The following is a 19,966-nucleotide window of genomic DNA, read 5'->3' as shown; positions in this document are numbered from 1 at the left end:
GGATCAGGCCTCGGACGGCTTGCCGGCCGCCGGGAGGCGGAGCCGGTCGCGGATGAACCGCACCGCGGCCTCCGCGTTGTCCACGGTGACGGTGAACGACATGCCGTCGCCGAGCCGGAGCAGCAGCGCCTCGCCCCGGCGCACCACGACGGCGGTGCCCTGGTCGGGGCGCCAGCGGTAGCCCCACCCGCCCCACTGGCGCGGGGTCACCCGGGGGACGAACTCGGCGCCCACGACATGGGTGAGCAGGATGCGGCGGCGCGGCAGCCCCATGTGGCCGCAGCGGACCTCCAGGGCGTCGCCGTCCACCTTCACCGCGACGTGGACGAAGGCGAGGGTGCCGTAGAGCATCAGGAGTCCGGCGGCGACGCAGCCGACCACCGACATGACCAGGGGGGCGACCCCGGAGGTCCAGTTGGAATCGAGGGCGATCTCGACCCCGAGGGCGAGGCACGCCGCTCCCACGAAGGCCAGCAGCCACTGGGCGCGGTTGGTCGCCTTGCCGGTCCACATGGTGGACGGCGCCTGGGTCGAGCCGTGCGCCGCACGGCCGGGGTGGTCCGTCATGCTCAGCAGCGTACCCATGACCCGCGCCCGCGCGGCGGGTGTCGGGAGGCCGATCGGGCGGTGGCCGGGGTCAGCGGGAGACGCCCACGCCCCGCAGCAGCCTGCCCTCGGCGTAGGTGAGAGCGGCGTCCGGGAGCTCGGCCTCGCGCCCGCCGAGGAGGACGGTGAGAGAACCGGTCGGTTCGGCCGACGGAGCGGGTTCGGCGCCGATGCGGCGGAGCGCCTGGGCGGCCACGGCGCCGGCGGAGCCGTGCAGGACGACCGGAGGGCGGCCCGGCCGCCGCAGGGCGTCGGCGACGCGGTCGGCGACCAGCTCGTAGTGGGTGCAGCCGAGGACCACCGTGCGCACATCGGCGGGGGTGAGGGCGGCGGCAGCGGCCACGGCGCGGTCGATCGCGGCCTCGTCGGCGTACTCGATGGCGTCGGCCAGGCCCGGGCAGGGCACCTCGGTGACGTCCACGTCGGCCGCGAACTCCCGGATCAGCCCACGCTGGTAGGGGCTGCCGGTGGTGGCGGGGGTGGCCCAGATGGCGAACGGACCGCCGCCGGCGGCCGCGGGCTTGATCGCCGGTACGGTGCCGATGACCGGCAGCGCGGGCTCCAGCTCGGCGCGCAGCGCGGGCAGCGCGCGCACGGACGCCGTGTTGCAGGCGACGACCAGCGCGTCCGGCCGCTGCGCCGCGGCGGCGCGGGCCACGGCGAGCGCGAGCGCGGTGACGTCCTCGGGCTCGCGCGGTCCCCAGGGCATGGTGCCGGGGTCGGAGGAGAGCACCAGATCCGCGTCGGGGCGCAGTCTGCGCATCTCGGCGGCGGCCGCCAGCAGTCCGATTCCTGAGTCCATGAGCGCGATCTTCACCCGGTCACCTTATGCCACCCCCCTCCACGGCCGGTCGGAGTGGGGCAGACTCGGCGGATGAGCGCCGTTGCCTGGATCGCCGTGGGTTCCCTGATCGCGTGGGTGTGGCTACTGCTCGGCCAGGGGTTCTACTGGCGTACGGACCAGCGGTTGCCGGTACGGTCCGAACCGGCGCGCTGGCCCTCGGTCGCCGTCGTCGTACCGGCCAGGGACGAGGCGCCGATCCTGCCGGTGAGCCTTCCGTCACTGCTGGCGCAGGACTATCCGGGGCAGGTCTTCGTGGTCCTCGTCGACGACTGCAGTACGGACGGCACCGGGGAACTCGCGCGGGAGCTGGCGGACCGGTGCGGCGGGCTGGAGCTCCAGGTCGTCTCCCCGGGCGAACCGGAGCCGGGGTGGACGGGCAAGCTCTGGGCGGTGCGGCACGGGATCGCGGTGGCGCGGCGGCGGAACCCGGAATTCCTGCTGCTGACCGACGCGGACATCGCCCACGAGCCGGACAGCCTGCGGGAGCTGGTGGCGGCGGCCGGACCGGCGGGGCCGGACGGTTACGCCCTGGTCTCCCAGATGGCCCGCCTCCGGGTGGAGAGCTGCTGGGAGCGGCTCGTGGTGCCGGCCTTCGTCTACTTCTTCGGGCAGCTCTTCCCCTTCCGCCGGGTGAACCGGGCGGGGTCCCGGACCGCCGCGGCGGCCGGGGGCTGCGTGTTGCTGCGGGACGAGGCCGCGGTGCGGGCCGGGATCCCGGAGTCCATCCGGCAGGCGGTGATCGACGACGTGTCGCTGGCGCGGGTGGTCAAGCGCACCGGCGGCAGGATCTGGCTGGGTCTCGCGGAGCGGGTGGACAGCGTCCGCCCCTACCCGGGGCTCGGGGAGCTGTGGCGGATGGTCTCGCGGAGTGCGTACGCGCAGCTGCGGCACAGTCCGTTGCTGCTCGCGGGGACGGTGCCGGGGCTCGCTCTCGTCTATCTCGCGCCGCCGGTGACGCTGGTGGCGGGTTCGGCCCTGGTCGATCCGGCGGCCTCGTGGGCCGGGGGGCTGGCGTGGACGGTGATGACGGTGACGTACCTGCCGATGCTGACGTACTACCGCCAGTCGCTCTGGCTCGCGCCTCTGCTGCCCTTCACCGCCCTGCTGTATCTGCTGATGACCGTCGACTCGGCGGTCCAGCACTACCGGGGGCGGGGCGCCGCGTGGAAGGGGCGTACCTATCCCCGGCCGGAGACCGCGCCGGAGCGGTGAGGCGGACGCCCCTGGCCGGCCGGGCTACCGGGAGTCCTCCCGGGCGCGCAGCAGGCGGGTGATCTGCTCGACGAGTTCGTCGTCGCTGCTCACGGGCTTCCCCGAGACCAGCGCGCCGAGGCGCTCCGCCGTCTGGAAGTCGTACGCGCGCTCCTGCTCCTCGCCCGGCACCCCTTCGTACTCCGCCTTGTCGCGGAAGCCGACGGTCAGGTCGACCAGCTTCGCGATGAGCCAGGTGAGGGCGAAGGAGAACACGATCACGGCGAGGATGGCGAGGACCTGCTTGCCCAGCAACCCCCAGCCTCCGCCGTAGAAGAGCCCCTTCTTGCCGCTGATCCGGGCCGTGGCGAAGAGACCGACCATGATCAGGCCGATCAGGCCCCCGACACCGTGCACGCCGACCACGTCCAGGGTGTCGTCCACACCGAACCGGTACTTCAGGGTGATGGCGAAGGCGCAGACAGCGCCCACCACCAGTCCGGTGACGACCGCGCCGAGGGTGTTGATCTCGCCGCAGGCGGGTGTGATGGCGACCATGCCGGCGACGGCCGCGGAGACGACGCCCATGGTGGTGACCCTGCCGGTGCGCCACCTCTCGACCAGGGGCCAGGTGACCATGGCGCCGGCGGCGCCGAGCTGGGTGTTGATGAAGGCCGCCGCCGCGGTGCCCTGGTCACTCAGCGCGGAGCCGGAGTTGAAGCCGAACCAGCCGAACCAGAGAAGGCCCACCCCGATGACGACGAGCGGGATGTTGTTGGGCCGTTCCTCGCGCCGGGCGAAGTCGCGCGGTGCCCGCAGCACCAGCGCCACGGCGAGACCGGCCACCCCGGAGTTGAGCTCCACCGGGAGGCCGCCGGCGAAGTCGAGTGCGCCGAGGTGCTTCACGATCCAGCCATCGGTGTCGAACACCCAGTGGGCGAGCGGGATGTAGACGATCAGCAGCCACAGGACGACGAAGACGAGCCAGCCCCTCATCCTTGCCCGGTCGGCGATGGATCCGCTGATGAGGGCCACGGTGATGATCGCGAAGCCCATCTGGAAGGTGCTGTAGACGTAGGTGGGGATGTGTCCTGACAGGGTGGTCAGTTCGATTCCGCGCATGAAGGAGTGATCGAGATTCCCGATCAGTCCGGCGCCCCCGACGTCGGGGCCGAACGCGAGTGTGTAGCCGATGACCCACCAGAGAAGCGTGCCGAAGGCGAGCGCGGCGAAGCTCATCTTGATCATCATCAGGATGTGCTTGGTGCGGACCATGCCGCCGTAGAAGAACGCCAGCCCGGGCGTCATCAGCAGCACCATGGCGGTGGAGGCGAGCAGCCAGGCGGTGTCGCCGGAGTCGTAGGCGGGCGGCATCGGCGCGGGAGCGGTGTTCATCGGTGGGCACCTCTGGGGCGTGGGGGCGGCTTCGTGCGGGAGGACTACGGTTTGCGCAGGTCCGGCGCGGATCGGCCGGTGAGGAGGCGGTGCACCGCCTGGCGTACGGCCTCGTGCGCGGCGGCGACACGGACGGGACTGTCGTCCAGGAACCGGACCCAGGCACCGCATTCCCGGGGCAGTGTGCTGACGCCGAAGAGGACGTCCGAGCCGGCCAGCGCGGTGTGCAGTGTGTCGGCGATCCCGGTGGCGGGCGCGCGGTCGGTGACGACGAATACCGAGGCGACGTGGTCGTGCCCGGCGAACACGCCCGGTCCCACCACTCCCCCGCCGGGTCCGCCCGGCATGAGACGCACCGTGTCGACGCCCAGGAGGGTGCCGTCGGGGCGGGTGAACCGCAGGTCGGTGGCGAGGACGCGGTAGTCGTGGCGTTCGCCGCGGGCGAGCCGCCCGGCGGTGAGGGTGTCGCCCAGCACGACGGTCGCACCGGGGGCGACCTCGACTTCGGTGCGCTGGTAGAAGCGCGAGTCCTTGAAGAGGATCAGCGGGTCCGGCAGGTACTCGACATAGCTGCCTTCCTCGGCCGTCAGGTGCACGCACTGGCTGGCGAAGTCGTGTTCCATCCGGAAGACCTTGGTGGCCGCCTGGGTGGTCAGGTGCAGCTGGGTACCGGGCCCGCACCGGACGTCGATCCGGTAGCGGTCCGCCTGGGCGATTCCGCCGCCCGTCGCCATCAGGTAGACGTGGCTCATGCCGGGCATCGCGGGGTCGATCCACAGCGGGCGCATGATCTGGAGGGGCGACTTCTGGTAGCGCTCGACGAGTTCGGTGCGCCCACCGCGTACCTCGAAGACGAGGTCGAGGACGCCCACCTTGGCCGGGGAGCCGGCGGCGAGCGTGTCGGGTACGGACGCCAGGGCCGCGACGGCCGGGGGGACGCGGCCCGCCGCGTAGTACGCGGGGGCCAGCCGGTCGGTCCTGGCGGCGGGCGGGTTGGACGGCATGTCAGATCAGGACCTTGCGGCGCGATTCGAGGTAGAGGGCGATGTCCTCGATGCCCACGCCGGTGAGGCAGTCCGTGAGAACGACGGGGCGGTTGTCGCGGACCCGGTGGGCGTCGGATTCCATGACACCGACGTCGGTACGGACGTACTGCGCGATGTCGATCTTGTTGATCACGAGGAGGTCGGACTCCGTGATGCCGGGGCCTCTCTTGCGCGGCATCTTCTCGCCCTCGGCGGTGTCCAGTACGAAGAGGAAGAGGTCGACGAGCGCCGGGCTGAAGGTGAGGGTGAGGTTGTCGCCGCCGGACTCGTAGAGCAGCGTGTCGGTGTCCGGGAAGCGTTCCAGCATCTCGGCCCCGGCGGCGAGGTTCATGGTGGGGTCGTCCCGTACGGCGGTGTGCGGGCAGGCGCCCGTCTCGACGCCGACGACCCGCTCCGGGTCCAGCACCCCGGCGAGGGTACGGCGGACGTGCTGGGCGTCCTCCTGGGTGTAGATGTCGTTGGTGATGACGGCGGGGCGGCGGCCCCGCGCGATCAGGACCGGGACCAGCGCCTCGATGAGGGCGGTCTTGCCGGAACCGACCGGTCCGCCGATTCCGACGCGCAGTACGTTGTCGTCCATGGGTGCTCCGTGAGGTGTGGGGGTCAGCTGGCGAAGAGCCGGGCCTCAGCCCGTTCGTGACGGCCCGACATGACGTCCGAGGCGAAGGCGGAGGCCCCGACGTCCGCGAGTTCGCGCCGGAGCGCGGCCTCGACGGCGGTACGGATGACGGGGGCGGCGCCCCGCAGCAGGGTCTGTGCCCTGCGATGGTCGGTGAGCCGCAGGCGCAGGGCCGCGCCCGCGAAGCTCGCGCAGAACGCGAAGAGGTCCGAGGCGACGGCCTGGCCGGCCGGGACGCCGGTCGCGGCGTAGATGATCCCGGCGGCGACCGCCTGGGTGCCGGGGGCTTCCCTGCGTACGACCCGGCCGAAGTAGTCACCGATCTCGGGGTGTCCGAAGACCTCGTGGGAGAGGTCGAGGAGTTGCCGGCCGGTCCGGGTGGCGGCCTGCCGCATCTCCCGGCCGAGCTTGGTCGCGAACAGATGCTCGTCGATCCCGACGACGGCCTCCACGTCACCCGCGCGTGTCGCCCGGTGGGCGAGCGCGAGGGCGGTGGCGTCGGCGGGCCCGACGGCGTGCAGCAGCAGGTCCTCCAGGAGCGACGGCAGGCTGTCGGCATCGACCGCTCCGGCCTGCGCGAAGCCCTCCAGGCTGTGCGACAGCGTGTAGAAGCCGCTCGGGAAGGCCGAGTCGGTCAGCTGGAGGCTGACCAGCAGCGGGCCGAGCCCCTGGGCGCCGTCGGTGGTCCCCGCCGTTCTCGTCGCGGGGTCGCCCTCGTCCTGGTACACGCGTCAGCCCTAGACGAGGAAGAACAGGTGGTTGAGGGGGAGCTTCTCGGCCGGGTCGATCGTGGCGACCTTGCCGTTGAGCGTGACCTTGAAGGTCTCCGGATCCACCTTGATGTCGGGCAGGGCGTCGTTGCGGACCATGTTGTGCTTGCCGATGGTCCGGGTCCGGCTCACCGGGAGGATCATGCGTTCCAGGCCCAGCTCGGCCGGCACCCCGGCGGCGATGCCCGCCTGGGACATGAAGGTGGCGTGGGTGGCCTGGAGGGCCTTGCCGTACTGCCCGAACATCGGCCGGTAGATCACCGGTTGCGGCGTGGGCAGCGAGGCGTTGGGGTCGCCCATCTGCGCCCAGGAGATGATGCCGCCCTTGATCACCATCTTCGGCTTGGCGCCGAAGGAGTGGATGGGCCAGAGCACGATGTCGGCGATCTTGCCCTTCTCGATCGAGCCCACGTGGTCGGAGATGCCGGTGGCGATGGCCGGGTTGATGGTGACCTTGGCGAGGTAGCGCAGCACCCGCTGGTTGTCGTTCCGGGCGGAGTCGCCCTCCAGGACGCCGAGCTTGTCCTTGCAGTGGTGGGCGGTCTGGAAGGCCCGGGTGACGGACTCCCCGACCCGGCCCATGGCCTGCGAGTCCGAGGAGAACATGCTGATCACGCCGAGGTCGTGCAGGACGGATTCGGCGGCGATCGTCTCGGCGCGGACCCGGCTGTCGGCGAAGGAGACGTCTTCGGGGATGTCGTGGCTGAGGTGGTGGCAGACCATCACCATGTCGAGCAGCTCGTCCACCGAGTTCTTGGTGTACGGCAGCGTCGGGTTGGTCGAGGAGGGCAGCACGTTGGGCTCGCCGGCGACGCGCATGATGTCCGGTGCGTGGCCGCCGCCCGCGCCCTCGCTGTGGAAGGTGTGGATGGTGCGGCCGTCGATCGCCGAGCGGGTGTCCTCGAAGAAGCCGCTCTCGTTGAGGCTGTCGGTGTGGATGGCGACCTGCACGTCGTGCCGGTCGGCGACGCTCAGGGCGTTGTCGATGACGGCGGGGGTGGCGCCCCAGTCCTCGTGGACCTTGAGGGCGCAGGCGCCGGCCACGATCTGCTCGTTCAGCGCCTCCGGCAGGCTTCCGTTGCCCTTGGCCATGATGCCGAGGTTGACGGGGAAGGTCTCCGCCGCCTGGAGGAACCGGGCGATGTTGTACGGGCCGGGGGTACAAGTGGTCCCGTTGGTGCCGTCGGACGGGCCGGTGCCGCCGCCGATGAGGGTGGTGATGCCGTTGGTCAGCGCCTGCTCCGCCTGCTGGGGCGCGATCAGGTGGACGTGCGTGTCGATGGCACCGGCGGTGGCGATGAGGTGTTCGCCGGCGATGGCCTCGGTGCCGGGACCGATGACGAGATCCGGGTGGACGTTGTTCTGGGTCTGCGGGTTGCCCGACTTGCCGATGCCCGCGATGAAGCCGTTCTTGATGCCGATGTCGCACTTGACGACGCCCACGACGGGGTCGATGAGGACGACGTTGGTGATGACGGTGTCCAGGGCGCCCTGGGCGCTGGTGGCCTGCGGGTCGGACGCCATGCCGTCGCGCATGGTCTTGCCTCCCCCGTAGAGGACCTCGTCGCCGTACTGGCCCTCGCTGAAGTCCTTCTCGACCTCGACGACGAGATTGGTGTCGGCGAGATGGAAGCGGTCACCGACGGTGGGGCCGAACATGTCGGTGTACTGCTTGCGCGGCAGGATGGGCATCAGCGTGAACCCTTCTTCTTGGCCTTGTCCTTGGCCGGCTTGTCGGTGGAGGCCTTGGTGTCCTTGCTCCGCGGCGTCGCCTTGGACCGCGTCTCGCTGTCGTCGGCCCAGGTACGCCGGGGTCCGGCCCCTTCGAAGCCCTGCTCGATGGCCTTGCGGACCGCTTCCACCTTCGCCGGGTGGGAGGCGAGACTGCCGTTCAGCAGGCCGCTGAAGCCGACGAGGCGGCCCGTTCCCGCGTAGGTGCAGAGTTCCACCTCGCGCGAACCGCCGGGCTCGACGCGTACCGAGGTGCCGGCGGGAATGTTGAGGTGCATGCCGAGCGCCTTCTGGCGGTCGAACGAGAGCGCCGAGTTGACCTCGAAGAAGTGGTAGTGCGAACCGATCTGGATCGCGCGGTCTCCGGTGTTGCTGACGGTCAGCTTGACCGTCCGCCGGCCCGCGTTGATCTCGATGGGGTCCTCGCCGTAGAGGTACTTCTGGCGGTCAGTCATGCGGAGCTCCTGACGGCTCGGTCCGCACCTTCGACGATCACGTGGGGGTGCGGGCGGGGGTGCGAATGGCTGTGGACGTCGCGGACGTCGTGGGGGTCATGGTGTGTGTGCGGGTGGCTGTGGGGGTGCTCGTGCTCGTCGCCCGACGCGTGCCTGTGCATGTGGCTGTGGCCCTCGTCGCGGCCCTCGCCCGGCAGGTGGGTGTGTCCGTGATCGTGGCTGTGGCCGTGGTCATGGCTGTGGTCATGGCCCTCGCCCGGCGGGTGGGTGTGGTCGTGGTCCTCGTCCGTCGCGTGCGTGTGGCCGGCCCCGTGCTCATGACCGTGACCGTGGTCGTGGCCCTCGCCCGGCGGATGGGTGTGGCCGTGCCCGTGGTCGTCGGCCGCGGAGAGCCCGGCGGAGATCCCGTCGTCGGCCAGCTCGTTCCAGCGCCTCCTGGCGTCGGCGACCCGCTCGGCGAGGACCCGGGTCAGCGCGGCCCGCGACACCGGAGGGCCGGCGCACTCGATCCGCGCCGCGGGCCGGCCCGCCGCGTCGGGGACGGCGGGTACCTCCGGCACGGCGAACGCGGCCGGGAGCAGCACCACCCGGTCCGCGCCGAGGAGGAGGCAGCGCCTGACGCCCTCGGCGGGGTCCGGACCGCCGCCGGTGAACGCGACCTCGACCAGGGGGTGGTGGCCGTAGCGGTGGACCAGGCTCGCGACCCGGTACAGCTCGGCGTCGTCGAAGGGGTCGCCCGCCGGGGCGGTGACGAGCACCGAGGAGGTGGCGGGGACACGGCCGGCGGCCGCGCGCAGCCAGGCGATCAGATGCGTGGAGGTGCCGAAGGGCTCGGCGAGCAGGACCCGCGACTCCCGCGAGCCCCCGTCGGAGGGCAGCGCTCGGAGGGTACGGGCCGTGTCGGCCACGAGCCGTGGGTCTCGCCCCAGGGTCATCGGGACCACACAGAGCTGTTCGGTCCCGGGACCTGGTTCGGCGGCTGCGCGGTAGAGCTCGCGCCCGCTGGACACGACGACGACTCCGAGCGCCTCCAGATCCCGGAGCGCCTCTCCGTGCGCCGCCTCGTGACCGCACACGGCGATCACGCGGCAGTCGTCCGGCAGGGTGTTCATCCGCCGATGGGGTCGTGACAGGACACCAGCTTGGTGCCGTCGACGAAGGACGCCTCGATCTGCAGCAGCCCGAGCATCTCGCGTACACCGGGCATGGTGTCGTCCTCGCCGACGACGTGACGGCCGAGTTCCATGCAGTCGGCGACGCTCCTGCCGTCCCGGGCTGCCTCCAGGATCGCTTCGGAGATCAGCGCCACGGACTCGCTGTAGTTGAGTTTGAGCCCGCGGCCCTGGCGCTTGCGCGCCAGGTCGGCCACGACGTACACGAGCAGTTTGTCGATCTCGCGTGGTGCGAGGTTCATCGTCGGTACCTCTCAGTGCGTGCGGAGGGTCGTACGGGTCAGGGCGGGGTCAGCCGCTCCGGCGGAAGCGCGGCAGCAGGGGGACGGCCGCCATGAGCACCCAGGTCGTGAGGATGAACGGCCAGGTGAAGGTGTGACCGCCGAAGGGTTTGAAGAGCGAGGTGAGCGAGGCGGTCAGTCCGGTGGTGGCGGCCGCGCCGAACAGGGCGTAGGCGCCGTTCCACACCGTGGCGGTGAGGAAGACGGCGCCGACGGCGATGGCGACGAGCACGGCGTTGTAGCCGTAGATGCCGTCGGCGATCGACGCGGTGGGGGCGCCCAGCGCCCAGGCCGCGACGATCCCCACGACGCTGCCGGCGGCCGCGTACAGGAGCACGCGCACCCCGGCGAACGCGAGGCCGACGAGCATGATCAGCCCCACGTACCACTCGTCCACCAGGAAGATCTGCGAGACGTTGGTGAAGAAGGCGTGCCACAGGTCGTTCCAGGAGATGCCGGTGTCCCCGCTCGTGGGGGCCACCGCGTCGGGGGCTCCGTGCCAGATCCTGGCGAAGGAGGGTGCGCCGAGCACCATGACGCCGGACACCAGGCAGAAGGGCGCGGTGAGCGCGGTCAGTCCGTAGGGGGCGAAGAACGTGGTGAGGGCCGCCATCAGCAGGGTGCACATGATCGCGCCGACGACGGTCAGGACGTACGTGGCCGGATGGTGCCCGAGCGAGGTGACCAGGGCGATGCCGGTCAGGCAGCCGCAGTAGCCCTGGAGTCCGCGCGCGATACCGTCTCGGTCGGCGCCCAGTGCCCAGGCGGTCGCGGTGGAGATCAGGGTACCGAGCGTGGCGAAGAGTCCGATGCGCCAGCCTGCCGCCCAGAGCCCGGCGAGAATCAGTACGCCGGTCCAAAGAGCGGGTTGCAGGTCCACCTGCCCGACTCCCCGCACCGATGCCAGCAGATACGCGCTCGGCTGTCGCCGTTCGAGTCTCCGGATCACGTCCGGCGCGGTCATGGACAAGGAACGCTCCCGCGAAAGCGGAGAGCAGCACTCTCCTGGACGGCACGGACGATGCGTCATCAACACGCAAGTCCCATTACATGCATAGGAAAAGCTATATATCCTGCCGGGAGCGGGGATGCTGAGCCGCCCGGGTTCAAGCCCCGGGTGCCGTGCGCGCTGCGCCGCCCCTCGCGGGTGCCGCTCCGTAGATTCGGCGGATGACTCCCAAGCCGTTCGCTCATCACCGGCCGCACCCGGACCACCCTCCCGGGGTCCGGACGTCCGTCGTCGCCGCGGTCGCGATCGGCGGGGCGGCCGGGGCGGCGGCCCGCTACGGCGCCGAACTGATCTGGCCGAACGGCCCTGCCGCGTTCCCCTGGACGGTCCTGCTGATCAACGTCGTCGGCTGCTTCCTCATGGGAATCCTGATGGTCACGGTGAAGCTCCGCCTTCCCGGCACCCACCCGCTGGTCAGCCCGCTCCTGGGCACCGGTGTGCTCGGCGGGTTCACCTCGTTCTCGCATTACGTGGACGACGTGCGGGAGCTGTTCGACAGAGGGCAGCCCGGCTACGCGGTCGGCTGCCTGCTGCTGACGGTGGTGGCGGCCCTGGCGGCCGTCACGGTGGGGGCGCTCGGCGCGCACGCGCTCCTCGGCGGCCGCCGCACCTCCGGGGAGGGCGCGTGATCGCCGACTGGCTGCTCGTCCTCGCCGGCGGGCTGGTGGGCGCCCCTCTCCGCTACCTGCTCGGGGTGGGCGCCTCGCACCGTCTGCACACCGTGTTCCCCTGGGGCACCTTCACCGCCAACGCGGCCGCCTCGCTGGTGCTCGGATTCGTCTCCGCCGCGGCCTCGGACGGGGACGTGGGGACCCGGGTCCAGCTTCTGCTCGCCACCGGCTTCTGCGGGGCGCTGTCGACCTGGTCGACATTCTCCTACGAGCTGCTGACCCTCACCTCGACACGGCGCCTGGCGACGGCCGGGGGCTATCTGGTGCTCAGTGTGGGCGCGGGTGTCGGGCTGTCCTTCGCGGGGGCGGCAGTGGCCGGAGGCATCTTCTGAGGGCGGCCGGCATCCCGTTCCCTGCCGCTCGCACGACGTCCTGCCCGTCCGCCCAAACCGGGACGCGGCAGGATCTTACGACCGCCCGACATTGTCCCCTTTACACGATCACTACACACCACGGTGACCCTTTATGGGAAGTTCGCTCGCATTGGTGAACTCAGCTGGCACACAACTAGGGAAACAACCTTCTGGGCGGCCTCCCCAACTGGCACATCGTGGGCTTAACTTAGGTGGCATGACCTCCCCCCGCTCCAGCTACGGAAGCGGCTACTACGCCGCACCGTCGTTCGCCGACACTCCGATCTACGACTCCCTGGTCGCGGAGCGAGGCACGCCTCAGATCGCGCCGATCCGGGTGCCCGCCGCCTACGAGACCGGCAACAGCTACCTCCCCGCGCTGCCCTCCTCGCTGCCGGCCCTTCCCGCTGCTCCTTCCCAGCCCGTCGGTTCTTATGGCTACCAGCAGCCGATGGCGCAGCCGTACCAGCCGCAGGCTCCGATGCACCCCGCGCAGATGCAGCCCGCACAGCTGCAGCACGCCCCCGCGCCGTACATCCCGCAGCAGCCCTCCCCCGCGCGGGGTTACCCGCAGCAGCAGACGCCCGCACGGGGGTTCCCGGCACAGCAGACCCCGTCGCGCGGCTTCCCCCAGCAGCAGGCACCGGGGCGCGGTGGCTACCCGCAGCAGCAACAGCCGCCGCGGCCCGCGCCCGCCACCGGTTACGAGGCGATGCGGCCGGCGGCACCCCGCCCCGCGCCGGCGCCTTCGCCGTACGAGGACCCGTACGACCAGCCGTACCAGGGCCGGGGCTACTGACCGAACCCGGTCCGGAGGGAACGGCCCTGGTCGTGGCCGTGGACGGGTGCGTGCGGGACGCCCCGGGGACGCTGACAAAATGGGCGGATGGTTCATCCCGTTCTGCGCTCACTCCATCTCCATCCCGTCAAGTCGCTGGCGGCACTGACCGTCGATGGCGCCGTCGTCGAGCCGTGGGGACTCGCGGGCGACCGTCGCTGGATGCTGGTGGACCCAACGGGCACAGCGGTCACACAGCGTCAGGAACCCCGGCTGACGGGGATCTCCGCGATGCCGCTGCCCGACGGCGGGGTGGAGCTGTCCGCCCCCGGCAGGCAGCCGCTGAGGGTGGTGGTGCCGGGGAGCGCGGACACGGTCGTCGTGGAGCTGTTCGGCAAGAGGTTCGAGGTGGTCGAGGCGGCACCGGCCGCGCATGTCTGGCTGAGCGGGTTTCTCGGTAGGGAGGTCCGGCTCGTCCATCAGGACGAGCCGTCGTTCCGGAGGCCCGTCAACCCGGCGTACGCGCGGCCCGGGGAGACGGTCAGTCTCGCGGACGGTTACCCGCTGCTGCTGACCACCGTCGCCTCGCTGGACGCCCTCAACGCGCTGATCGCGAGCGGCGATCACCCGCAGGAGGGCCCGCTGCCGATGAACCGGTTCCGGCCCAACGCCGTGGTGGACGGCACCGGCGCCTGGGAGGAGGACGGCTGGCGGCGGGTCGCGATCGGACCGGTCGCGTTCCGGGTGGCGAAGCCGTGCCAGAGATGCGCGATCACCACCATCGACCAGTCGACGGCGCAGCGCGGCAGGGAACCGCTGCGCACGCTCGCCCTGCACCGCAGGACGGGGGCGAAGCTGCTCTTCGGCATGCACCTCGTGCCCGAGGGCACGGGCGCCGTCCGGGTCGGGGACCCGGTCCGCGTTCTGGAATGAGCCGCACGCCCGCGGCGGCGGCCCGCAGCCGGCCGGGAACGGTCGGGGGGCGGACGAGCGTTGGGGGTGGTGAGGCCGCCCTCCGCGCCCGCGCGGGCGCTTCGCGGGGGGATGCGTGCGTCCGGGCGGGCGGTGCATGGGGAGAGAGGCGAGGGAGGCAGCTGTGCGAGCGGTCTTGGGGCTCTGGCGCTGGCGGCACAATCCTCTGTGCCGGGTCACCGACCGCCGCGAGGCGTGGCTGGCTCTGTGGGCACTCGTCCTCGTGCTGGTCGTCGCGCCCGCCGTCGGCTGTCTCTGCGGCCTGTCCGCCGACTCCACCCTGCGCGACGCGATCCGCGAACAGCAGGAGCACCGCCATCGGGTGAACGCGGTCGTGGTGAGCGTGTCCGCACGCCCGGCGGCGTTCCCCGGCGACCCCGAGGGCGGGGCCGGCCCGGCGACCTGGCAGTCGGTGACGGCGAGGTGGAAGGCGCCGGACGGCCGCGAGCGGCACGGCGCGGTGCCGACCGCGGCGCGCGTGCGCAAGCCCGGCGAGCGGGTGCGGATATGGACCGACGACCGGGGCGGTCTCACCCCGCGCCCCATGGACGCGACGACCGCGCGCATCCACGCGGGCCTGGCCGGGGCGGGCGCGTTCCTGCTGACGACCGGTGCCGCGGAGGTGGCCCGGCGGGCCGGCGTGCGGTTCATGGTGCGGCGGCGGTACGAACGGCTGGACCGGGCCTGGGCGTCGGTGGGCCCGGACTGGGGCAGAGCCGGAACGGGGTCCTGAGCACGAGCGTGAGCGCCGTACGGGGCCGTCCGGACCGGGTTCCCGGGCGTCCCGCAGCACCCTGCGGAGCGGCCCGACGGCCTTGTACGGGGCCCCACTTCGATGAGGTCGGGGCAGGAGTCGTCAACTCCCGCCCCCGGCGCGCGCTACGGTGGACCGGCCCGCCCTTCCCCTCGGCAGGGCGGACCCGCCCGCGCCGTCGTCGGAAGGCCGACGGCACCCCGCGGTCGCACGACTGTGCGTACGGGTACGAGGGATCGCACACAGCACGAGGTGGGGGCAGAACAGCGCCATGGCACAGGGCACGGTCCAGGTGACGCACACCGGTACATCGCGATGGCGGCGCCGCACCGGCGAGTACCCCTCGCTCGGCGCGGCCCTGGAAGCGGCGGCCGAGGGCGATGTCCTCACGATCGCTCCGGGAACGTACCGGGAGAATCTCGTCGTCCAGCGGGCGGTCACACTGCGCGGTCCCGAGGGGGCCGTCGGCTCGGTGCGGATCGCCCCGGTGGACGGCGTGCCGCTCACCGTCCGGGCTTCCGCCATCATCCAGGACCTGCATGTGGAGGGCCAGGACTCGGCGGCCCCGGCGGTGCTGGTGGAGGGCGGTGCCCCCGACCTCGTGGACCTGCGGATAGTGACCCGCTCGGCTGCCGGGATCGAGGTCCGTGGCGCCGGCCGTCCCACCGTGCGCCGCTGCACCGTCGACAATCCGGCGGGGGTCGGGATCGCCGTCCTGGACGGCGCGGCCGGTGTGTTCGAGGAGTGCGAGGTCGTGTCGGCGGGGCAGTCCGGCGTATCGGTGCGCGACGGCGCCCACCCCAGGCTCGACCGGTGCCGCGTCCACCACTCCTCCGGCTCGGGGCTGAGCGTGACCGGCGAGGGCAGCGGGCTGGAGGCCGTGGGCTGCGAGGTGTACGAGATCAAGGGCAGCGGGGTCCAGGTGACCGCGCGTGGCTCGGCCCATCTCACCGACTGCACCGTGCACCGCACCTCAGGCGACGGCGTCACGCTGGACACGGACGCCGTGCTCACGCTCGCCGACTGCGACATCCATGACATCCCGGAGAACGCGATCGACCTGCGCTCCCGTTCGGTGCTGACGCTGACCCGCTCGACGGTCCGCCGGTTCGGCCGCAACGGGCTCTCGGTCTGGGACCCCGGCACGCGGGTCGACGCCAACCAGTGCGAGATCCACGACAGCACGGGCGACTACCCGGCCGTCTGGGTCAGTGACGGTGCCACGGTGATACTGGACGCCTGCCGCGTCCACGACGTGCCCGACGCCCTGTTCGTGCTCGACCGCGGTTCCCGTGCCGACGTGGTGGACAGCGATCTCACCCAGATCCGCAACACCGCCGTCTCGGTGAGCGACGGGGCCACCGCACAGCTGGACGACTGCCGTATCCGCGAGGCGTCCACCGGAGCCTGGTTCCGCGACCACGGCAGTGGCGGCACCCTCAACAACTGCACCATCGACGCGGCGCAGACCGGGGTCATCGTCACCAAGGGCGCCGACCCCACCATCGAGCGCTGCACGGTCACCTCCCCGGCCGAGGCCGGGTTCTACGTCTCCGCCGAGGGCCGGGGCACCTTCCACGGCTGCCGGGTGACCGGCAGCGAGGGGTACGGCTTCCATGTGATGGACGGATGCCGCACCACTCTCACCCGGTGCCGTACCGAGCGCTGCGCGCGGGGCGGTTACGAGTTCCCCGAGGGCGCGCACGACGGATCGGGCGGCGCCGGGCCGGTCGTGGAGGACTGCACCAGCGACGAGAGCGCCCTGCGCGGGACCCCCGCCGCGCCCGTGCTCACCGCGACCCAGGCGTCGGCGCCGGGGCTGCTCGGCTCGCCGCCCGCGCAGCGGGCCGAGGCGACCTCCGCGGCGCCCGTGCCCGACGCGCCGGCCGCGCCGGTCCGCGACTCCGATGCCGTCCTCGGCGAACTGGACGCGCTGGTGGGGCTGGAGAGCGTCAAGCGGGAGGTCCGGGCGCTGACCGACATGATCGAGGTGGGCCGTCGGCGGCAGCGGGCGGGTCTGAAGGCCGCCTCCGTCCGGCGCCACCTCGTCTTCACCGGCTCCCCCGGCACCGGCAAGACGACGGTGGCCCGGCTGTACGGCGAGATCCTGGCCTCTCTGGGCGTGCTGGAGCGCGGTCACCTGGTCGAGGTCTCCCGGGTGGACCTGGTCGGCGAGCACATCGGCTCGACCGCCATCCGTACCCAGGAGGCGTTCGACCGCGCCCGGGGCGGAGTCCTCTTCGTGGACGAGGCGTACGCCCTCTCGCCCGAGGACTCCGGCCGGGACTTCGGGCGGGAGGCCATCGACACCCTGGTGAAGCTGATGGAGGACCACCGCGACGCCGTGGTGGTGATCGTGGCCGGCTACACCCATGAGATGGAGCGGTTCCTCACCGTCAACCCCGGGGTGGCGTCGCGCTTCTCGCGGACCATCACCTTCGGCGACTACCAGCCGGACGAACTCCTGCGGATCGTCCGGCAGCAGGCCGAGGAGCACGAATACACCCTCGCCGAGGGCACCGGCGAGGCTCTGACGAAGTACTTCACGGAACTGCCCAAGGGCCCCGCCTTCGGCAATGGCCGCACCGCGCGCCAGACCTTCGAGTCGATGGTGGAGCGGCACGCGGGCCGGGTGGCCCAGTTCGCCGAGACGAGCACGGACGACCTGACCCTGCTCTACCCGGAGGACCTGCCCGAACTGCCCTGATCCTCGCTGCTCGGGTGCGCGGCCCCGTCGCCCTGCCGGGGCAGTACGGGGCCGAGCTCGGCGAGCAGCGCGGCGCGTTCCCGGGCGAACACCGGGTCGGCCTGGTAGTCGCCGTGGCCCAGGATGGGCTCGGGCAGGGGCAGTTCGGCGGTGCGGCCGTGGACCAGCGGGTCCTTCAGTGGTCCGCGGTCGACCTCGGGGCGCCCGGCGGCCCTGTCGACCCGGACGGGTCCTCCTATCGGGTCGGTGGCCCGCCACAGGTTGCGCCAGCAGTGGACCGATCCGTGCAGCCCGCGCAGCGCGGCGGGACCGAAGTACGCCGGGAACCAGCGACCATACAGGCGTTCGACGGGTGAGCCGTAGGTGAGGAGGGCGACCCGGCGGCGGGTGACGGCAGGGAGCTGCCAGACCGCGGAGGCCGCGAGCACACTGCCCTGCGAGTGGCCCGAGATGACGAGCCGGCCGCCGGTCCTGGCCGTCCAGGCGGACATCCGGGAGGCGAGGTCGGGCACGGCCCGCTCCGCGTAGCAGGGGGGCGCGAAGGGATGCGCGGCGCGCGGCCAGTACGTGCCGACGTCCCAGAGGATGCCGATGGTCCGCCGGGCCGAGGCGTCCCGGTAGGCCCGCCGGCCGGAGGCGACGAAGAGTATGAAGCCGAAGCCGACCATCCAGGACCCCGTCGACTGCGCCGCCTCGGCGGCGGATTCGAGGAAGGGGCCGGTGCCGTCCATGGCCCGGCCGGGCACCTGCCCGGTGGCCCAGGAGCCCGCCAGCGCCGCTCCGCCCAGCAGCAGGGTGGACCCGGACACCAGTCCGATGATCCAGGACGCCTCGTCGGTGAGTCGGGCCGTGGCCCGTACCCGTGCGATCTGCCGGGTGCGTCCGCGCTCGGGGGTGCGGCCCCCGTACTCCGGCGCGTACTCGGCGGCGACGACCGGCTCGGTGCGGCGGGCCAGTCGGGCGGTACGGACGAGAAGCACGCCCACGGGCACCAGGAGGACGAGGAGCAGCACCGGGAGCACCGAGGCCTGCCAGCTCAGCAGGACGGGCGGACCTCCTATGGCCGAGCCCGCTCCCATGCCGGGGGTGCCCGGGCCGTCGAGCCAGTCGGCGACCCGCTGGGCGAGCCCGCCGGTCATCACGCCACCCAGCGCGCACGCCAGCATGGCGATCGCCGGGCCGCCCAGCCCGTACAGCGTGGTGCGGGCGTCGGGGGCGTGGCGGTGGAGGCTCAGCGCGACGGCGGCGAGCGCGACCACGAGGAGGCCCTGGCCGACGGTGAGCGCGCGGAAGGTGTCCTCGCCCGCCACGAGCACGCCCGAGGATGTCCAGCCGGGCCGCGACCAGGCCGCGTGGACGAGGGACAGGGCCAGCAGGACGAGGGCGGCGGACGGGAGGAAGGTGATGACCGCGCCGTCGAGGCGGTGGTCGAGCCGGCGCTCGCTGCGGCCCCGGCGGCAGACGACGGCGAGGACGAGGAGGGCGCAGAGCGCCAGTGCGGTGGTCAGCAGGCTGCCGAGGAGCACGGGGCCGGGGCCGGAGTGGGCGGAGTCGTAGTCGGCGGCGGCCCGCTCGACGAAGACCGCGACGGTGAGGAGCCCCGCGGCGGTGTGCGCGGCGCGCAGCCGGGCGACGAGGCGGCGCCCGTACCAGAAGCCGGGGCGGCCGAGCGCGGGGCGCGCGGCGGGCACTGGTTCCGGCATGTCGTCGGGGGCCGGCGTGGCGTGGGGTGCGCGGACCTTGGGTTCCGGCGGGCCGGCGTCCGGGGCTCCGTCCAGGCCGCCGTCCGGGCCTCCGCGCGAGTCGCCCCGCGAGTCGGTGCCGAGGAAGGGGCGCTGGGACTCGTACGCGCTCCAGGTGCGGTTGGACAGGTACCAGAGCAGGGTCACGAGGGCGGTGGGCAGCACGGCGGCGAGGGCGAGCCGCCTGCCGGGCTGCGACCACCAGCCGCCCTGTTCGGCGGAGAGGAAGCCGAGCCAGGACCGCCGGTCCGAACAGGCGGACACGCCGGCGCACTGCCACGCGACGAGGTCGAGCGCCACCTCGCAGGCAGCCGCCGTCAGCAGCACGGTGAGGCTGAGCGCGAGGACCCGGACCAGCACGCCGTAGAACCGGACCGCGCGGCTGCGTCCGGTCGCCGCCGGTCGCATCCAGTGCGCGAGGTTGACGACCATGAACGGGAGGAGCAGCAGCCACAGGGCGCGGGAGCCGTTGCCGGAGGTCAGGTTGGACCAGCAGTAGGCCTCCGCGACGGGCTGTTCGCGGTAGCGCTCAGGGTGTTCCTCGGCGTCCACGTCCTCGGGGCGCCGGTACATCGCGGCGGTGAGGTCGCCGGTCACGCGCACCGCGCGCGGATCGCCGAGCATCTCCTGCGGCGTGGTGCCGCCGACTCCGTGGACGAGCAGTTCGAGCGCGATCCCGGTGGAACGGGAAACCTGGGGGGCGGGGGCCAAGGGAGTACTCGCTCTCCGGTCTGCCCGGCCGTCCGGCGGGCGTGGAAGGGGTGGGGCCGGGCGGCTCGGAGAAGACCGGCACCCGTGCCGACAGAATCGCCGGGATCGGCGTCGCGCGACGGCCTCTCACCGAATCTCCCCACGTCCGGACCTCGGTGA

At 72.5% G+C, this 19,966-nt stretch carries 19 protein-coding genes; 7 read left to right on the top strand and 12 right to left on the bottom strand.

From position 1 onward, the window contains the following. Nucleotides 1-3: 3 nt before the first annotated feature. Both ACWCSV_RS29675 and ACWCSV_RS29670 read right to left on the bottom strand, forming a co-directional pair. A complete protein-coding gene (locus ACWCSV_RS29675; RefSeq protein ID WP_451147429.1) occupies nucleotides 4-567 on the bottom strand; it encodes a hypothetical protein in 564 nt (187 codons plus the stop codon). Nucleotides 568-637: 70 nt separating this feature from the next. Continuing rightward, entirely contained in the window at nucleotides 638-1,423 is a 786-nt protein-coding gene (locus tag ACWCSV_RS29670; protein ID WP_451147427.1) for a glutamate racemase, read from the bottom strand. A 57-nt stretch (nucleotides 1,424-1,480) separates the two neighbouring features. On the opposite strand from ACWCSV_RS29670, the gene ACWCSV_RS29665 reads away from it, so the two are divergent. Continuing rightward, the gene (locus tag ACWCSV_RS29665; RefSeq protein WP_451147425.1) at nucleotides 1,481-2,662 is read left to right on the top strand and encodes a glycosyltransferase; all 1,182 of its coding nucleotides are present in this window, start codon (nucleotides 1,481-1,483) and stop codon (nucleotides 2,660-2,662) included. Between the two features lie 24 nt (nucleotides 2,663-2,686). On the opposite strand, the gene ACWCSV_RS29660 is transcribed toward ACWCSV_RS29665, so the two are convergent. Genes ACWCSV_RS29660 through ACWCSV_RS29620 form a run of 9 tightly spaced genes read right to left on the bottom strand, consistent with a single transcriptional unit; the run spans nucleotide 2,687 to nucleotide 11,074 of the window. Further along, entirely contained in the window at nucleotides 2,687-4,036 is a 1,350-nt protein-coding gene (locus ACWCSV_RS29660; protein WP_451147423.1) for an ammonium transporter, read from the bottom strand. A gap of 44 nt (nucleotides 4,037-4,080) precedes the next feature. Beyond that, on the bottom strand, nucleotides 4,081-5,040 hold the full coding sequence (locus ACWCSV_RS29655) for an urease accessory protein UreD (RefSeq protein ID WP_451147421.1): 960 nt from the start codon (nucleotides 5,038-5,040) through the stop codon (nucleotides 4,081-4,083). 1 nt (nucleotide 5,041) lies between these two features. Further along, nucleotides 5,042-5,662, bottom strand: a complete 621-nt coding sequence (ureG, locus tag ACWCSV_RS29650) for an urease accessory protein UreG (RefSeq protein ID WP_451147419.1) — start codon at nucleotides 5,660-5,662, stop codon at nucleotides 5,042-5,044. 23 nt (nucleotides 5,663-5,685) lie between these two features. Further along, the gene (locus tag ACWCSV_RS29645) at nucleotides 5,686-6,429 is read right to left on the bottom strand and encodes an urease accessory protein UreF (protein WP_451147417.1); all 744 of its coding nucleotides are present in this window, start codon (nucleotides 6,427-6,429) and stop codon (nucleotides 5,686-5,688) included. Between the two features lie 9 nt (nucleotides 6,430-6,438). Next, entirely contained in the window at nucleotides 6,439-8,163 is a 1,725-nt protein-coding gene (gene ureC / locus ACWCSV_RS29640) for an urease subunit alpha (RefSeq protein WP_387370443.1), read from the bottom strand. Next, nucleotides 8,163-8,657 carry an urease subunit beta gene (locus ACWCSV_RS29635; RefSeq protein ID WP_451147415.1) on the bottom strand — a complete coding sequence of 165 codons (495 nt, stop codon included), beginning with the start codon at nucleotides 8,655-8,657 and terminating at the stop codon, nucleotides 8,163-8,165. Before ACWCSV_RS29635 ends, ureC begins: the two co-directional genes overlap by 1 nt. Then, nucleotides 8,654-9,769 carry a sirohydrochlorin chelatase gene (locus ACWCSV_RS29630; protein ID WP_451147413.1) on the bottom strand — a complete coding sequence of 372 codons (1,116 nt, stop codon included), beginning with the start codon at nucleotides 9,767-9,769 and terminating at the stop codon, nucleotides 8,654-8,656. Before ACWCSV_RS29630 ends, ACWCSV_RS29635 begins: the two co-directional genes overlap by 4 nt. Continuing rightward, nucleotides 9,766-10,071 (bottom strand): urease subunit gamma, encoded by a 306-nt coding sequence (locus ACWCSV_RS29625; protein ID WP_451147411.1) that lies wholly within the window; start codon nucleotides 10,069-10,071, stop codon nucleotides 9,766-9,768. The genes ACWCSV_RS29630 and ACWCSV_RS29625 overlap by 4 nt, the downstream gene beginning before the upstream one ends. Nucleotides 10,072-10,120: 49 nt before the next feature. Beyond that, nucleotides 10,121-11,074 carry an urea transporter gene (locus tag ACWCSV_RS29620; RefSeq protein ID WP_451147469.1) on the bottom strand — a complete coding sequence of 318 codons (954 nt, stop codon included), beginning with the start codon at nucleotides 11,072-11,074 and terminating at the stop codon, nucleotides 10,121-10,123. A 206-nt stretch (nucleotides 11,075-11,280) separates the two neighbouring features. Between ACWCSV_RS29620 and ACWCSV_RS29615 the strand changes: the two genes are divergently transcribed. The 6 genes from ACWCSV_RS29615 to ACWCSV_RS29590 all read left to right on the top strand — a co-directional run bounded on the left by ACWCSV_RS29615 (nucleotide 11,281) and on the right by ACWCSV_RS29590 (nucleotide 17,354). Further along, entirely contained in the window at nucleotides 11,281-11,748 is a 468-nt protein-coding gene (locus tag ACWCSV_RS29615) for a fluoride efflux transporter FluC (RefSeq protein WP_451147409.1), read from the top strand. Continuing rightward, nucleotides 11,748-12,122, top strand: coding sequence for a fluoride efflux transporter FluC (locus ACWCSV_RS29610; RefSeq protein ID WP_451147467.1), 375 nt, complete (start codon nucleotides 11,748-11,750; stop codon nucleotides 12,120-12,122). Before ACWCSV_RS29615 ends, ACWCSV_RS29610 begins: the two co-directional genes overlap by 1 nt. Before the next feature lie 238 nt (nucleotides 12,123-12,360). Next, the gene (locus ACWCSV_RS29605) at nucleotides 12,361-12,942 is read left to right on the top strand and encodes a DUF6643 family protein (RefSeq protein ID WP_451147407.1); all 582 of its coding nucleotides are present in this window, start codon (nucleotides 12,361-12,363) and stop codon (nucleotides 12,940-12,942) included. Between the two features lie 87 nt (nucleotides 12,943-13,029). Beyond that, nucleotides 13,030-13,854: an MOSC domain-containing protein gene (locus ACWCSV_RS29600; protein WP_451147405.1), complete on the top strand. Its 825-nt coding sequence runs from the start codon at nucleotides 13,030-13,032 to the stop codon at nucleotides 13,852-13,854. 163 nt (nucleotides 13,855-14,017) lie between these two features. Beyond that, entirely contained in the window at nucleotides 14,018-14,626 is a 609-nt protein-coding gene (locus ACWCSV_RS29595) for an Rv1733c family protein (protein WP_451147403.1), read from the top strand. A gap of 292 nt (nucleotides 14,627-14,918) precedes the next feature. Next, entirely contained in the window at nucleotides 14,919-17,354 is a 2,436-nt protein-coding gene (locus tag ACWCSV_RS29590) for a right-handed parallel beta-helix repeat-containing protein (protein ID WP_451147401.1), read from the top strand. Here ACWCSV_RS29590 and ACWCSV_RS29585 read toward each other — a convergent pair. Further along, a complete protein-coding gene (locus ACWCSV_RS29585) occupies nucleotides 17,324-19,807 on the bottom strand; it encodes a hypothetical protein (RefSeq protein ID WP_451147399.1) in 2,484 nt (827 codons plus the stop codon). The genes ACWCSV_RS29590 and ACWCSV_RS29585 overlap by 31 nt on opposite strands. Nucleotides 19,808-19,966 lie beyond the last annotated feature (159 nt).

The organism is Streptomyces sp. NPDC001770 (genome assembly GCF_053596135.1).
The sequence above is the reverse complement of the archived record's forward strand: the minus strand, read 5'-3'. Positions and strand labels throughout refer to the sequence as shown.